Annotated in this window: 10 protein-coding genes; 7 read left to right on the top strand and 3 right to left on the bottom strand. The window is 60.4% G+C overall.

Annotation, left to right across the window (positions count from 1 at the left end; translation table 11 throughout):
• The first annotated feature begins 5 nt into the window (after positions 1-5).
• The 4 genes from RAN89_RS12285 to RAN89_RS12270 all read left to right on the top strand — a co-directional run bounded on the left by RAN89_RS12285 (position 6) and on the right by RAN89_RS12270 (position 5,398).
• The gene (locus RAN89_RS12285) at positions 6-1,043 is read left to right on the top strand and encodes a cell division protein ZipA C-terminal FtsZ-binding domain-containing protein (RefSeq protein WP_313866579.1); all 1,038 of its coding nucleotides are present in this window, start codon (positions 6-8) and stop codon (positions 1,041-1,043) included.
• 15 nt (positions 1,044-1,058) lie between these two features.
• Positions 1,059-3,149 (top strand): NAD-dependent DNA ligase LigA, encoded by a 2,091-nt coding sequence (gene ligA / locus RAN89_RS12280; protein WP_313866578.1) that lies wholly within the window; start codon positions 1,059-1,061, stop codon positions 3,147-3,149.
• The gene (gene def / locus RAN89_RS12275) at positions 3,146-3,688 is read left to right on the top strand and encodes a peptide deformylase (RefSeq protein WP_313866577.1); all 543 of its coding nucleotides are present in this window, start codon (positions 3,146-3,148) and stop codon (positions 3,686-3,688) included. The genes ligA and def overlap by 4 nt, the downstream gene beginning before the upstream one ends.
• Before the next feature lie 87 nt (positions 3,689-3,775).
• Entirely contained in the window at positions 3,776-5,398 is a 1,623-nt protein-coding gene (locus RAN89_RS12270) for a sensor domain-containing diguanylate cyclase (protein ID WP_313866576.1), read from the top strand.
• 12 nt (positions 5,399-5,410) lie between these two features.
• Here the strand turns inward: RAN89_RS12270 and RAN89_RS12265 are convergent, their stop codons facing one another.
• Positions 5,411-8,008, bottom strand: coding sequence for a [protein-PII] uridylyltransferase (locus RAN89_RS12265; RefSeq protein WP_313866575.1), 2,598 nt, complete (start codon positions 8,006-8,008; stop codon positions 5,411-5,413).
• Positions 8,009-8,021: 13 nt separating this feature from the next.
• The gene (gene map, locus RAN89_RS12260; RefSeq protein ID WP_313866574.1) at positions 8,022-8,831 is read right to left on the bottom strand and encodes a type I methionyl aminopeptidase; all 810 of its coding nucleotides are present in this window, start codon (positions 8,829-8,831) and stop codon (positions 8,022-8,024) included.
• Positions 8,832-8,989: 158 nt separating this feature from the next.
• Between map and purL the strand changes: the two genes are divergently transcribed.
• The 3 genes from purL (at position 8,990) to RAN89_RS12245 (ending at position 14,017) form a co-directional block, all read left to right on the top strand.
• Positions 8,990-13,015, top strand: a complete 4,026-nt coding sequence (gene purL, locus RAN89_RS12255) for a phosphoribosylformylglycinamidine synthase (protein WP_313866573.1) — start codon at positions 8,990-8,992, stop codon at positions 13,013-13,015.
• 130 nt (positions 13,016-13,145) lie between these two features.
• Positions 13,146-13,784, top strand: a complete 639-nt coding sequence (locus tag RAN89_RS12250) for an NAD(P)H-dependent oxidoreductase (protein WP_313866572.1) — start codon at positions 13,146-13,148, stop codon at positions 13,782-13,784.
• Positions 13,781-14,017 (top strand): hypothetical protein, encoded by a 237-nt coding sequence (locus RAN89_RS12245; RefSeq protein WP_313866571.1) that lies wholly within the window; start codon positions 13,781-13,783, stop codon positions 14,015-14,017. The genes RAN89_RS12250 and RAN89_RS12245 overlap by 4 nt, the downstream gene beginning before the upstream one ends.
• A 3-nt stretch (positions 14,018-14,020) precedes the next feature.
• Here the strand turns inward: RAN89_RS12245 and RAN89_RS12240 are convergent, their stop codons facing one another.
• Positions 14,021-16,039 carry a peptidase U32 family protein gene (locus tag RAN89_RS12240; protein ID WP_313866570.1) on the bottom strand — a complete coding sequence of 673 codons (2,019 nt, stop codon included), beginning with the start codon at positions 16,037-16,039 and terminating at the stop codon, positions 14,021-14,023.
• Between the last annotated feature and the right edge of the window lie 17 nt (positions 16,040-16,056).

The following is a 16,056-nucleotide window of genomic DNA, read 5'->3' as shown; positions in this document are numbered from 1 at the left end:
CCTACATGAGCAATTTACAAATCGGATTGGCAATCGCAGGTGGTGTGGTGCTGGCAGCAGTGGTTGCCCACGGCGCTTGGTCGTCGCGTCGCAATGCCCCTCGTCAGGCCTTGCCGCCCCAAGACCCTGTGGATGGTGAGCTCGCACAAGAGCCTGTGCTCACCGAGGTCGATGCTGAAACGCCAGCCTTCAATCTGCCCCGACCTCCGGTGCGACCGGCTATGGACTCGTTGATCGACGTGATTGCCACGGTAGCACTCGACCCATCAACGCCTGCCGTATCCGGCGAAGCGGCCATGGCTGCCATGCCTGCGACCCGCCGTGCGGGCACCAAGCCCTTCTCCGTCGAAGGCTACAACTTGCACACGCTGGTGTGGGAAGTTCCTGCTCCCGGGCAGCGCTACGGCGGCTTCCAAGCGGGTGTGCAGCTGGCCAACCGCTCCGGTGCGCTCAATGAGATCGAGTATTCCGAATTCGTGGTGAAGACGCAGGCGTTTGCAGACGCGATCAACGCGACGCCTGAATTTCCTGAAATGTTGGACGAAGTCGCCCGCGCCCGCGAGCTGGACCACTTTGCCAGCGCCCATGACGCCCAGCTTGGCTTTACTATTCGCGCCCGCAATGCATCCTGGAGCCCCGGTTACATCCACCAGAATGCAGCCAGGCTTGGCTTTGTGGCGGGCGTTATTCCCGGTCGCATGGTGCTGCCTGCATCCGTGGAAGGTTTGCCTCCTGTGCTGGTGCTGGGCTTTGACTCTCAAGCTGCTTTGGCAGATGACCCGGCCCAGAGCGCTATTCGAGAACTTTCGCTGCACCTCGACGTAGCGCAGGTGGACAGGGCAGAGCGGCCGTTCGAGCGCATGCGCGAAACGGCGGATGCGCTGGCGCTTGCCATGGAAGGCGTAGTCACAGACGACAACGGCCAGCCCCTGGCTGCGCAGACGATGGACGTGATAGCGGCTGACCTCCAGGTACTTTACGACACGCTGGAGCAGCGCGACATTGCCGCCGGTTCGCCGATTGCCCGTCGCCTTTTCAGCTAAGTTTCTTTCCGATTTATGGCAACGCTGGACTTGTTTTCATCCGAGCCGGCAGCGCCGGACTCTAGCTTTCACGAACGCCTGCTTTACCTGCGGGAAGAATTGCACCGCCTCGGCCATGCCTACTACGTGCTGGATGCGCCTTTGGTGCCCGATGCTGAATATGACCGGCTGTTTCAGGAGCTCCAGGAGTTGGAGGCCGCTCATCCTGAGTGGGTGACACCTGACTCCCCGACGCAACGGGTTGGCGGGCAAGTGCTGGATGCCTTCACCAGCGTGCGCCACGCGGTGCCCATGCTCAGCATACGCACCGAAACCGACACCGAATCCACCGGCGCACTCGCATTCGATACCCGCGTCCGCAAAGAGCTGGAGCTGAGCGAGAGTGACGCTCCGGTGGAGTACGTCGCTGAGCTGAAGTTTGACGGCTTGGCGATGAACCTGCGCTACGAGCAGGGCGTGCTGGTGCAAGCGGCCACACGGGGCGACGGTGAATATGGCGAAGACGTGACCCAGAACATACGCACCATCGGCCAGATTCCCTTAAGGCTGCCAGCGGGCGTGCCTGCCGTTCTGGAGGTGCGCGGTGAGGTCTATATGCGCCGCGATGATTTCGAGGCCTTGAATGAACGCCAGCGCGCGCGTATTGCCGCAGGCGAGAAGGGTGAAAAAACCTTTGTGAACCCGCGCAACGCGGCGGCAGGCGCTGTGCGGCAGCTGGACCCGGGCATTGCAGCCCAGCGGCCCCTGAGCTTCTTTGCTTACGGACTGGGGGAAGTCACTCCGGCCAGCGAGGGCGGGCCCGTGTTCGGCACCCACTACGCCATGCTCCAGACCCTTAAATCATGGGGTTTTCCGGTTGCAGCGCAGGTGAAAATTGCGCGAGGCGCTCCTGAATTGATAGCGTATCACCAGCGTATTGGAGTGGGCCGCGATAGCTTGCCATTCGATATTGACGGCGTCGTCTACAAGGTAAATAGTCTAGCCTTACAGCAAAGGCTGGGCTTTGTCACGAGAGAGCCGCGCTGGGCTGTGGCCCACAAGTACCCGGCACAAGAGCAACTTACCACCGTGCTCGCTATTGATGTGCAAGTGGGGCGCACCGGCAAATTGACGCCAGTGGCCAAGTTGGCTCCGGTCTTTGTGGGTGGCGTCACCGTTACCAATGCTACCTTGCACAATGAGGACGAGGCCCGCCGCAAAGACGTGCGGGTGGGCGATACCGTCATCGTGCGCCGTGCGGGAGATGTGATTCCTGAGGTTGTCTCTGTCCTGCTGGAAAAACGAGCTGGTGAGGCCCCCCCGTTCACCATGCCTCGCATTTGCCCGGTGTGCCAGTCCGCTGCGGTGCGGGAGGAGGGCGAGGCCGACTACCGCTGCACCGGTGGCCTGTTTTGCAGTGCCCAGCGCAAGCAAGCCATCCTCCATTTTGCGCAACGCCGCGCCGTCGAGGTGGAAGGCCTGGGCGACAAACTCGTTGAGCAACTGGTGGATGCGAACGTGATCCGCAATCTGCCAGACCTCTACCGCTTGGGCTTGAGCGCTTTGGCCAGCCTCGACCGCATGGCCGACAAGTCAGCACAAAACATCGTGGATGCGTTGGAAAAGTCCAAACAAACCACCTTGCCACGCTTCTTGTTCGGGCTGGGTATCCGCCACGTGGGCGAAGCCACGGCCAAGGAACTCGCCCGCCATTTCGGCACGCTGGACGCCATAATGGATGCGGATGAGGAAGCACTGTTGGCCGTGTCTGACGTGGGTCCCATCGTCGCCCAAAGCATTCGCACCTTTTTCGACCAAGCCCACAACCGGGAAGTGGTGGAGCAATTGCGTGCGTGCGGCGTCACCTGGCCCGAAGGTGCCCCTGCGGATGCCGGCCCCAAACCTTTGGCTGGCAAAACGCTGGTGCTCACCGGTACCTTGCCCACCTTGGGGCGGGATGCAGCCAAAGACCTCATTGAGGCCGCTGGTGGCAAGGTCAGCGGCTCTGTGAGCAAGAAAACGCACTACGTGGTCGCAGGAGCAGAAGCCGGCAGCAAACTGGACAAAGCCAATGAGCTGGGTGTTCCCGTGTTGGATGAAGCAGGCCTCTTGGAGTTGCTGAAATGACTGTGCGTGAGATTCTCAAGATGGGCGATCCACGCCTTTTGCGTGTGGCGCAACCGGTCACTGAGTTCGACACCGATGCGCTGCACCTGTTGGTCACCGACATGCTGGACACCATGCGGGCTGCGAACGGTGCGGGCTTGGCTGCGCCGCAGATCGGTGTGGATTTACAACTCGTAATCTTCGGTAGCAACGATCGTAATGCCCGCTACCCGGACCGGCCTATTGTGCCGCCTACCGTGCTTTGCAATCCGGTGATTACCCCACTGGGTGATGCAGAGGAGAACGACTGGGAGGGGTGTCTATCCGTTCCGGGCTTGCGGGGCCTGGTGCCAAGGTGGTCGCTCATCCGCTACACCGGCATTGACCAGTACGGTGACGCTATTGACCGCACCGTGGATGGTTTTCATGCTCGGGTAGTGCAGCATGAATGCGACCATGTGTGGGGCAAGCTGTACCCCATGCGGGTGCGGGACTTCCGTCAGTTCGGCTACACCGAGGTATTGTTTCCGGGCATCGCAGCCGCAGAAGACGATGGATGACTCTCTCCATGCACCCGCTTTGAGGCACTGTGCTGTACCAAATGCAGTTTTGCGAATAAGCTCTAGCGCAACCTTGCAGGAATGCGGATGTATCGACGAATCAAAAATCATCTGCGAATGAATGTGGCCAGTCTCGGACTTGCATCCCGGGTGGTGGCTTCGTTCATCCTGGTGTTCGGACTCATGGGGAGTGTTGGTCTTTATTTGATGAAGCGGAGTCTCTTGCCGACCTTCGAGACCATTGACCGCAAGGCCGCCTATGACGCGGCGAAACGGGTATTGAGCGGCATTGACGAGCAACTTGTTTCCCTCAGTGTGTTGAACCACGACTGGGCGTACTGGGATGAGATGTATGAGCACCTACTCAAACCCAATCAGAAATTCCAGGTGAGCAATATCGGACCGGCGGCGATGGCCACGTCGAATCTGAATGCAGTAATGCTGATGAACCTCAAAGGTGAGGTGATCGGTTTCGGGGCCCGGGCGCTGAGCAATGAGCGTACCCCGCAAATGCGGGACATCTTGGGTATCTTGCTCGGACGCTGGCAGGGGGAGGCCCAGCACATTCCGGTCACGAAATGTGGCCTATCCTGGGTGCTGGAGCGTCCTGCCAGCATATGCTGGACTGGCGTCGTTCACAGTGATGGAAGCCACCCACCGTCAGGGACCGTCGTGATGGTCAGAGAGTTAGAGCCCGATTCCCTGAAAAATATAGCTGCGAATGCCGGGATCGATTTCAAGCTGGATGCCCTAGGCGAGGTAAAGGGGCGCTCTTCTGAAAAGGAATCCTCACTACAGATGGCTAAGTTCCAGTATCTTCCGGCGCTTGAGTTGACGTTGATCAGTCAAGACACAGTGATTGACATACAAAGTGCCCTTCCAGGCCTCAATGGAAGAAGTTTCGCTCGTGTTGACATGAGGATCGAGCGTCAATGGATGGTTCAGGCCGAGAAGCTCCTCACAGACATGATGATGCAGTGGGCCGTGGTTGCTTTCGTTTCGGGGTTCATGCTGATCAGCGTAATTCAGCGTTGGCTGGTGCGTCCCGTTGCCCGTCTACGCACTGATCTGGCTTCACTCGGAGAGAGCAAACGGTGGGACAGTGTTTTGAAGTACGACCGTCCAGATGAAATTGGTGAACTCACCAAGGGAATCAACGCCTTGCTGTTGGTACTTCACGAGCAGGTCCGCAAGCTTGAAAGTGCCTCCCGCACTGACGCCTTGACCGGGATTGCCAACCGCCGGAAGCTTGACGAACGTATGACGCTGGAATTGAGCCGTTTGGCTCGTCATGCGGTTCCGCTATCACTGCTACTGATTGATGTTGATCATTTTAAAAGATACAACGATACATATGGTCACCCCGAGGGGGATGCCGCTTTAAGGAAGGTCGCCGCAGTACTGGCTTCCTGCTCGCGACAGCAGGACCTCGCAGCGCGCTTTGGCGGCGAGGAATTCGCCGTCCTTCTTCCGAATACCGACGAGTCCGGAGCCCGGTCTGTCGCTGAAAAAATCATGCAAGGCATGTCCGCGTTGAACATCCCGCACGCACAATCTCCGACGAGTCCGCGATTGTCAGTGAGCATTGGCGGGACAACCTGGTCGGAGATCCAGTCAGGTGGCGCAGAAACACTGATATCGCAGGCGGATAAGGCGCTTTACGTTGCCAAGCGCGACGGACGCATGCGGGCGAGCTTCTATAACGGCTGAAGAGGTCGAGGTTTAGACCGACAGGGCGTCCAAAATCTCGGTCTCGATATCGATTTGTGCCCTGTTGTGTTGAAGCTGTGCACCATGGATCAAAAAGGTGTCCTCCACCCGCTCACCCAGCGTAGCTACCTTGGCCAGTTGCACCACGATCTGGTGCTTGGCCAGTACACGGGCAATGCAATAGAGCAGGCCCAGCCGATCACTGGCAGAGATGTTCAGCAGCCAACGCTGCGCCTTTTCATCCGGCTTGAGCGACACGCGCGGCGCAATCGGAAAGCTCTTGACGCGGCGTGACACCCGGCCTCGGCTGGGCGCCGGCAGCGGCCCTGCCTCGGCAATGGCTTGCGCCAAGCCGTTTTCAAGCAGGCTGGTCATTTCGCGATAGTGCTCATCCATGTCGGCTGAAGTGACGACCTGGAATGTATCGAGTGCGTAGCCTTTATTGGTGGTGTGGATACGGGCATCCAGAATGCTGAAGCCACCCTGATCGAAATAGCCGCAGATTCTGGCAAAAAGGTCTGGCTGGTCTTGGGTATAGACCACGACCTGCAAGCCTTCGCCCACCGGCGAGCGGCGTGCTCGGACAATCGGATGGTCAGTTGCCACCAGCCGGGACAGCTGCTTGGTGTGCCAGGCAATGTCCGTCGCATCATGGCGCATGAAGTAGCCCACATCGAGCGTGTCCCACAAGGGCTTGTGGGCCTCAAAGGGCAGGGCGTACAGGGCCACCATCACCAGTGCCTCGCGCTTGCGTTGCTCCACTTCCGCATCGGGATCCGGTGCACGTCCGCCCAAGGCTCGGGCGGTATATTTGTAGAGGTCCTCCAGCAGCTTGCCCTTCCAGGCATTCCAAACTTTGGGGCTCGTGCCGCGAATATCGGCCACCGTCAACAAATAGAGGGCGGTGAGGTAACGCTCGTTGCCCACCCGCTTGGCAAATTCCCGGATCACGTCCGGGTCCGACAGATCCGACTTTTGCGCAATCCGGCTCATGGTCAGGTGTTCCCCGACCAAAAACTCGATCAGCTTGGCATCTTCGGTGGGCACACCGTGTTCCTTGCAGAAACGGCGCGCTTCGACGATGCCGAGCTCGGAATGATCGCCGCCCCGCCCCTTGGCAATGTCGTGAAACAGGGATGCGATGTACAGAATCCAGGGCTTGTCCCAGCCGGAAGCCAGTTGGGAGCAAAACGGGTATTCGTGCGCGTGTTCGACCATGAAGAATCGCCGCGCATTGCGTAGCACCATCAGGATGTGCTGGTCCACGGTGTAGACGTGGAACAGGTCATGCTGCATCTGCCCGACGATTTTGCGGAACACCCACAGGTAGCGCCCCAGCACCGAAGTCTGGTTCATCAGGCGCATGGCGTGGGTGATACCGTCCGGTGCCTGCATGATCTGCAGAAAAGTCGCCCGGTTCACCGGGTCGCGCCGGTATTTGGCGTCCATCAGGTCACGGGCGTTGTAAAGCGCCCGCAAGGTGCGTGCTGACAGGCCTTTGATGCCCACAGTGGTCTGATAGACCAGAAAGGTTTCCAGAATCGCGTGCGGGTTGCGGCGGTACAGGTCATCACTGACCACATCAATCATGCCGGCTTTGTCGTTGAAGTGATCATTGATGCGGCGGGGCGCATGGGTGGAGGGGTTGAGCCGCTCCTCAATGTTCATCAACAGAATCTGGTTGAGCTGGGTCACGGCCTTGGCTGCCCAGTAGTAGCGCTTCATCAGCGCCTCACTGGCGCGCACCAGTTGCCTGCGGTCGCCCTCCGGCGAGCCAGCGGTGTATCCGAAGGACTCGGCCACGGCATTCTGGAGGTCAAAAATCAGGCGATCTTCGCGCCGCTTGGCAACATAGTGCAGCTTGGCACGGATCAGCAGCAGCAACGCTTCATTGCGCTCGATCTGCTTGACCTCGAACTCGGTGGCCAGGCCGCCACGTGCCAGGTCGCCCCAGTTGTTGCCATAGCCGGCCGCCTTGGCCACCCACAAGATGACCTGCAAGTCACGCAGCCCACCGGGGGATTCCTTGCAGTTCGGTTCCAGTGAATAGGGGGTGTCTTCAAACTTGGTGTGACGCTGGCGCATTTCCAGCGTTTTGGCAACAAAAAAGGCCTTGGGGTCCATAGCCTCGGTGAAGGCTTTGCGGAAAGCCTGCACCAAATCTGCGTTGCCTGTGATCAACCGGCACTCCAGCAAGGCAGTCTGAACCGTGACGTCTTTTTCGGCTTCTTGCAAGCAGTCCGCCAAAGTGCGCACGCTAGAGCCGATTTCCAAGCCGACATCCCAGCAATTGCCAATGAAGGCCTCAATGCGCTTTTTGAGCTCCGAGTCTGCGTCGGCCGAGTGCCCATCGGGCAACAAGACCAACACATCGACGTCAGAGTGAGGAAACAACTCCGCGCGACCGTATCCGCCCACCGCCAGCAGCGCATAGGGTTCCGCCAAGCCGGCGCCCGACCAGAGCTGCCGCAACACCTCGTCCGTCAGGTCCGCCATGCGCTGCAAGACCTTGCGCACCTGGCGCACCGTTGCTTTCGGGGATGCAACCAAATCCAGCAGTTGTGCTTTGCGCGCCCGGTAGTCGGTGCGCAGGGCTTGCAGCTCGGTCATTCGCAGAAGCCGGTCAGGCAGTCACAAAATCAGGCGTCGCAGGGCTGCCGGCGGAAAGGGTCAGCACCTCGTAACCGGTCGGTGTGACCAGCACCGTGTGCTCCCACTGTGCCGATAACGAGCGGTCCTTGGTGACAATGCTCCAGCCGTCTTTCTCGGGGCCTTCCTTGATCTCTTTGCCACCGGCGTTGATCATGGGCTCGATGGTGAAGGTCATGCCTTCCTTGAGCTTCTCCAGGGTGCCGGGGCGGCCGTAGTGCAGCACTTGGGGCTCTTCGTGGAAGACCTGGCCGATGCCATGCCCGCAAAACTCGCGCACCACGCTGAAGCCCTTGCCCTCGGCAAACTTCTGGATAGCATGGCCAATGTCACCCAGATGCACACCGGGTTTCACCATCTGGATACCCACCCACATCGCTTCGTACGTCACCGAGCACAAGCGCTTGGCGGCAATCGAGCAATCCCCCACCAGGAACATGCGGCTGGTGTCGCCGTGCCAGCTGTCTTTGATGACGGTGATATCAATGTTGACGATGTCGCCCTTTTTCAGAGCCTTGTCATTGGGAATGCCGTGGCACACCTGTTGGTTCACCGAGGTGCAAATCGACTTGGGGTAGGGCGTATTGCCGCCACCGGTGTAGTTCAGGGGCGCAGGAATGCCACCCTGGACCTGGGTGATGTAGTCGTGGGCCAGTTTGTCGAGTTCGTTGGTCGTCACGCCGGGTTTGACAAAAGGCGTGAGGTAGTCCAGGACTTCGGAGGCCAGTCTGCCCGCGATGCGCATGCCGGCAATGCCTTGGGCGTCTTTGTATGTGATAGTCATGGGGCAGGATTATCCCATCCGGCAGGGCCGCGTGAGGATGCGGGGAAAAGCGCGTCGCGTCGGCGGGTAAAATCCGGAGCTTCCATGCGCGTCCCCAGTCAGCGGCCGTGTGTGGATCACCACTCCCCAACGCTCCAGCCCATTACAAGGCCACCACCGTGACCCTGCACATCACCTCTTTCGAGGGCGGTAACGCCCTGAGCAATTTCCGCGTCCAACAACTCCTGCCCGCCTTGCAAGGTGTGAGCGACAAGATTTCCGGCATTGCAGCCCGTTTTGTGCACCTGGCCGCCACCGAAGCGGCTCTGGACAAGCCCCTGGCCGACAAGCTGGCCGCCTTGCTGACTTATGGTGACCCGTACACCGGTCCGTCTGAAGGCCCCGCGATCGTGGTGAGCCCCCGGTTCGGCACGGTGAGCCCCTGGGCCTCCAAGGCGACTGACATCGCCCACAACTGCGGCCTGGCCGTGAAGCGCGTAGAGCGTCTGGTGGAGTACCGCCTGACCCTCAAAAGCGGTTTGCTCAGCAAAACCGCGTTGACGCCCGAGCAGTTGCAGGCCGTGGCCGCCTTGCTGCACGACCGCATGACCGAGAGCGCGATGTTAGATCGCACTCAAGCACAAGAGCTGTTCAACGCCCTGCAACCCGCGCCCATGGACCATGTGGACGTGTTGGGAGGCGGCAAAGATGCGCTGGTGAAGGCCAATACGCAATTCGGTTTGGCCTTGGCTGCTGACGAGATTGACTACCTGGTGAACGCCTTCACTACGCTGGGCCGCAACCCCACTGACGTGGAACTGATGATGTTCGCGCAGGCCAACAGCGAGCATTGCCGCCACAAAATCTTCAACGCCCAGTTCACCATCGACGGTGTGGCGCAGGACAAGAGCATGTTCGGCATGATCCGCAACACGCACCAGCTGCACCCCCAGTACATGCTGGTGGCCTACTCGGACAACGCCTCCGTGATGGAAGGCGTGCAGGTCGAGCGCTTTACAGCCAAATCGGCCACTGGCGCCGGTGAAGTCAGCGCGGCCAGCTATGAAAAACATAGCAAAACCAATCATATCCTGATGAAGGTGGAAACCCACAACCACCCCACAGCCATCTCCCCATTTCCTGGTGCCTCCACCGGTGCGGGGGGCGAAATCCGTGACGAAGGTGCGACCGGCCGCGGCTCCAAGCCCAAGGCGGGTCTGACCGGCTTTACCGTCTCCAAGCTATGGGGCAGCACGCTTGGCAAGCCCGAGCACATTGCCAGCCCGCTGCAAATCATGGTCGAAGGCCCCTTGGGCGGTGCGGCGTTCAACAACGAGTTTGGGCGGCCCAACCTGCTGGGCTATTTCCGCGAGTACGAGCAGACAGTCGCTAGCGATGTGGACACCGTGGCACGCGGCTACCACAAGCCCATCATGATTGCCGGTGGCTTGGGCGTGATTGACGCCGACCAGACCCACAAGATTGAATTCCCCGCAGGCAGCCTGCTGATCCAGCTGGGCGGCCCCGGCATGCGCATCGGCATGGGCGGCAGCGCGGCCAGCTCCATGGCCACCGGTGCCAACGCGGCCGAACTGGACTTTGACTCGGTGCAGCGTGGCAACCCCGAAATCGAGCGCCGCGCGCAAGAGGTGATCAACCAGTGCTGGATGCAAGGCGATCAGAACCCCATCCTGGCGATCCATGATGTGGGGGCGGGTGGTTTGTCCAACGCATTCCCCGAGCTGACCAACGACGCGGGCCGCGGTGCGCGCTTTGATCTGCGCGCCGTCAAGCTCGAAGAGTCCGGCATGGCACCCAAGGAAATCTGGTGCAACGAGAGCCAGGAACGCTATGTGCTGGCCATCGCCCCTGAGTCGCTGGCCACGTTTGAAGCGCTGTGCGAGCGCGAGCGATGCCCGTTTGCGGTGATTGGCGTGGCCACTGAAGGGCGCCAACTCCAATTGGTAGACGAGGGCGCAGAGTCGCCCGTGGACATGCCGATGAACGTGCTATTGGGCAAGCCGCCCAAGATGCACCGCGACGTCAAGACGGTGGCTCGCCAGTTCAAACCGCTCGACCTGACCGGCGTGGACTTGCAAAAAGCCGTCATCGATGTGCTGGCGCACCCCACTGTGGCCTCCAAGCGATTCCTGATCACCATTGGCGACCGCACCGTGGGTGGCCTGACCCACCGCGACCAGATGGTCGGCCCCTGGCAGGTACCCGTGGCCGACTGCGCGGTGACCCTGGCCGACTTCAAGGGTTTTGCCGGCGAAGCCATGTCCATGGGCGAGCGCACGCCGCTGGCAGCTTTGGACGCGCCCGCTTCCGGCCGCATGGCGGTGGCAGAAGCCATTACCAACCTGCTGGCCGCCCCCATTGAGCTGCCCCGTGTGAAGCTGTCCGCCAACTGGATGGCCGCCTGCGGCGAACCCGGCGAAGACGCCGCGCTGTACGCCACGGTGAAAGCCGTGGGCATGGAGCTGTGCCCCGCGTTGGGCATTTCCATCCCGGTCGGCAAGGACAGCCTGTCCATGCGCACCCAATGGAAAGACGCCGGCACCGACAAAAAGGTGACTTCTCCCGTGTCCCTGATCGTCAGCGGTTTCGCCACCTTGCAAGATGTGCGCGGCACGCTGACGCCTCAGCTCAACGCGACGGAAGACACCACGCTGGTGTTGATCGACTTGGGTAAGGGCCAGCACCGCATGGCCGCCAGCATCCTGGCGCAAAGGCTCGACCAAGTGGGCGACAAGGTGCCCGATCTGGACGACGCCCAAGACTTGGTGAATCTGGTCAACGCTGTGAATGCACTGCGCGCCAAGGGCCAAGTGCTGGCTTACCACGACCGTGGCGATGGTGGTCTGCTGGCCACCGTGGCCGAAATGGCCTTTGCCGGTCGTGTGGGTGTGGCCCTGAATGTGGACATGCTGGTCACCGAGGGCGACGGCATTTCTGACAGCCGCATGGACGTGGGCGACAGCAAGAACTGGGTAGGGCAGGTGGGTGCCCGCCGTGAAGAAGCCACGCTCAAGGCCCTGTTCAGCGAAGAGCTGGGTGTGGTGTTGCAGGTGCGCACGTCAGAGCGCTCGGAAGTGATGGCCACTTTGCGTGAGCACGGGCTGTCCAAGTTCAGCCACTTCATCGGCAAGACACGTCCGGCCGCTGACAGCATCGATGCAGGCAAGGGCGAGCTGCAAATCTGGCGCGATGCGAAGAGCATCTTCAGCGCCAAGCTCTCCGACCTGCACCAGGTGTGGGATGCCGTGAGCTGGAAGATTGCGCAGCAGCGCGACAACCCCGTGTGTGCCGATGCGGAACACGCAGCCGCTGGCGCTGAGAACGATCCTGGCATGCATGTTTACATGCCCAACAAGGCCCTGGCGCTCGTGGAATCTGCGCAAGCAGCTATCAAATCAGGAGCGCCTGCTATTCTGAGCAGCCGCCCCAAGGTGGCGGTCCTGCGAGAGCAGGGCGTCAACTCCCATGTGGAAATGGCTTACGCTTTCACCGAAGCTGGCTTTGAGGCCTATGACGTGCACATGACCGACTTGCAGACCGGCCGCGCCAAACTGCAGGACTTCAAGGGAGTGGTCGCTTGCGGCGGTTTCAGCTACGGCGACACCTTGGGTGCAGGCATTGGCTGGGCGCGCAGCATCACGTTCAACGACGTTCTGTCTGAACAGTTCAAGGCCTTCTTTGCCCGCCAGGACACCTTTGGCTTGGGCGTGTGCAACGGTTGCCAGATGTTTGCCGAGCTGGCCGACATCATCCCCGGCGCGCAAGACTGGCCACGCTTCACCACCAACCAGAGCGAGCGCTTTGAAGCCCGCCTCTCGCTGGTGGAAGTGCTGGAGTCACCATCCCTGTTCTTCACCGATCTGGCCGGCATGCGCCTGCCGATTGCGGTGGCGCACGGCGAAGGCTACGCCAACTTCAAGTACCGTGGCAATGCGGACAAGGCGATCGCCGCCATGCGCTATGTGGACAACACAGGTGCTGCGACCGAAACCTATCCGTTCAACCCGAACGGCAGCGCCGGTGGCCTGACAGCGGTCACCACCGCAGATGGCCGCTTCACCGCCATGATGCCGCACCCCGAGCGCGTGTTCCGCAACATCCAAATGAGCTGGACCAGCCTGGACAAGAACGAATTCAGCCCCTGGATGCAGCTGTGGCGCAATGCGCGCAAGTGGGTGGGTTAATCCCCTGAGCGGGACACCTGTTTGAATCAAGGGGCCTGCGGGCCCCTTGTTTTTGGATTTACAGTCCCCAGCTGTCGACTTCCGGCGGCAGTCAAGGTGGTTGCCGCCGCTCAACTTTAGAAAGTACCTGATGTCCGATCTGATCAGCAAACTGCAGTGGCGCTACGCTACCAAGAAATTCAATCCCGCCAAGGCAGTTCCCCAGGAAAAGCTCGACCGCATCCTGGAAGCCATCCGCCTGACCGCGACCTCCAGCGGCATGCAGCCTTATGAAGTCATCGTGGTGAGCAACAAGGAAGTGCGCGAGAAGATCGTGCCGGTTGCATGGAACCAGGCGCAAATCACCGATGGCTCACACCTTCTGGTGTTCGCGGCGTGGGACAACTACACAGCCGACCGTATCAACGCAGCCTTCGACTTGGTCAACACCGAGCGCGGTTTCGTCAACGAAGGTTGGGAAAACTACCGCAAGATGATTTTGGGTGCCTACGTGCCCCGCGACGCTGAAGTGAACTACCAGCATGCTGCTCGCCAAGCCTATATCGGCGTGGGTACAGCGTTGATTGCCGCTGCCGAAGAGGAAGTCGATGCCACCCCCATGGAAGGTTTTGACCCCAAGGCCGTGGACGAGATCCTGGGCTTGGACAAGCGTGGCCTGCGCAGCGTGGTGATCATGCCCCTGGGCTACCGCGCCGACGAAGGCGACTGGCTGGTGAACCTGAAGAAGGTGCGCCGCAGCCGCGAAAACTTTGTGACCGAAGTGAAGTGATACGCCTGCGCCGTCTGATCCAGCCGCGCAAGGCAGCCTTCTGGCTGATGCTTGCGCTCAATGGATTGTCGACGGCGCTGGTCTGGATTGTTCAGAACCGCAACCTGTCACCGATCGCTTCGGTGATCGTTGCGGTTTTTGCCATTGGCAATGCGGTGCTGGGACTGCGGTTTGCGTGGCATCTGCTGAATGCACCTGCAGAAAACGAAGACCCGACGCCGGGCCCGCGCTAGCCCTTAGTGCCCGAACTCCTGCTTGGGTCGGGTCTTGTGGAAAGTCATGGGCACGCCCTGTGCCGCTTCCAGCAGCTCTTTGCGACTCTGGTTGGCCACACTGGTTTTCATCTTGCCCACCACATGCATTTCGCAGGGTTTGCAGTCAAAGCGCAGAGTGAGCTTTTCTTTTCCGTTGATGAGTTGCAAAGGCTCCGCCTTCACTTGGCCTTGCACACCGGTCACGCCTTTGGCCTGCTTGGGGCAGAGACTTAAAGAGAAGCGCACACAGTGCTTGGTGATCATCAGGCTCACTTCGCCCAGTTCTTCCACCGCCTCATAGGCCGGGGCGATGACTTTGACGCCATGTTTGACATAAAAACCGTGGGCCGCCTGGTTGAACACGTTGGCGAGGTAGCTGAGCGTGTCTTCGGGGTAGGCGACCGGTGGCTCCACCGCCACACCGGGCTGCAGGCGCACAAAGCCGGTTGCGCGGGCCCGCTCCAGGGATTCCACCGCTTCACGCCGCAGCGGGTTGAGCACAGAGGCGGGCACAAACCAGGGTTGGCTGAACTGCACTTGCACGTCAAGCGCCGCAAAAATGGTGGTGCCCATTTTGCGGACGTTGTCCTTGAGGGTGTCCATCGCCGAGCCATTATCCTTGGCCAGTTCGCGGAGCAGGGTGGTGCGGGCGGTGGCGGCGAAGCCGTCCTCATCGGTCACGGTGAGCGCAATGCCCTCTGGGACTTCTGTCAACACGGCCCACACGCCGATGCGTCGGTCGCTGCTCTTTTTGTCGAGGGTGCGGGTCCAGTTGACATCGCGGTTGCGGTTCACTTCCACGCCTTTGCGCAAGTCTTTGAAGCCGGGCATCGGGTCTTTGGGGAACACGCGCCACAGGCCTTTGACGGCATTGATGGCTTCTGCGCGGTTGATGGCCAGGCCCACCAGTTCTTTTTGCAGGTCGTAGTAGCACAGGCCGTCGCCATTGCTTAAGTGTTTGCTGCGGTCCATCAGCTCCAGTTCCACGCTGTCAGCATTGACCTTGGTGACGTAGCCTATGGGCTGGCCCGGGTTCTTGGGGGTGTCGAATGCCCCGATATCGATCTGGCGGCCCTGCACAAAGTAATCCGTGAACTCGCGGTTGAAGTTCTGGTTAGGGTCGGGCTCGAAGGTGAAGGTGGTGGTGCCACTGCTGCTTCGGGCCAAGGGTTGGTCAGAGTACTGACGGTCCTCGATCAGCCGGTCCAACAGCTTGCGGTAGTGGGCGGTGATGTTTTTCACATAGCCCATGTCCTTGTAGCGCCCTTCGATCTTGAAGCTGCGGATGCCTGCGTCCACCAAAGCGGCCAGGTTCTCGCTCTGGTTGTTGTCCTTCATGGAGAGCACATGCTTGTCGTGCGCCACAAAGCGGCCCTTGTCGTCCACCACCTGGTAGGGCAGGCGGCAGGCCTGGCTGCATTCACCGCGGTTGGCGCTACGCCCGGTATGGGCCGCGCTGATGTAGCACTGGCCGCTGTAGGCAACGCACAAGGCACCGTGGATAAAGAACTCCAGCGTGCATTTCTCAGGATCGGTGGCGGCTCGGATGGCCTCAATCTGCCTGGTCGTGAGTTCGCGTGCCAGCACGATTTGCGAGAGCCCCACGTCCTGTAAAAAGCGTGCTTTCTCAGGCGTGCGGATATCCGTCTGGGTGCTGGCATGCAGCTGAATGGGCGGCATATCGATGGCCAGAAGCCCCATGTCCTGCACGATGAGGGCATCTACACCGGCTTCGTAGAGCTGCCAGGCCTGCTTGCGCGCAGGCTCCAGCTCGTCATCCCGCAGGATGGTGTTCATGGTGACAAAGATGCGGCTGTTGAAGCGATGCGCATGCTGCACCAGCCGCGCGATGTCGGCCACGCTGTTGTCGGCACTCGACCGTGCCCCGAAGCCGGGTCCGCCGATGTAGACCGCATCGGCGCCATGGTTGACGGCTTCGATACCGATGTCAGCCGTGCGGGCAGGCGCCAGCAATTCGAGTTGGAAATCTTGCAAAGACATGGGGCGGAATTATCCCG

It is taken from the genome of Rhodoferax mekongensis (genome assembly GCF_032191775.1).
Taxonomy (GTDB): domain Bacteria; phylum Pseudomonadota; class Gammaproteobacteria; order Burkholderiales; family Burkholderiaceae_C; genus Allorhodoferax; species Allorhodoferax mekongensis.
Note: the sequence above shows the minus strand (reverse complement) of the source record. Positions and strands in the feature narration are given on the sequence as shown.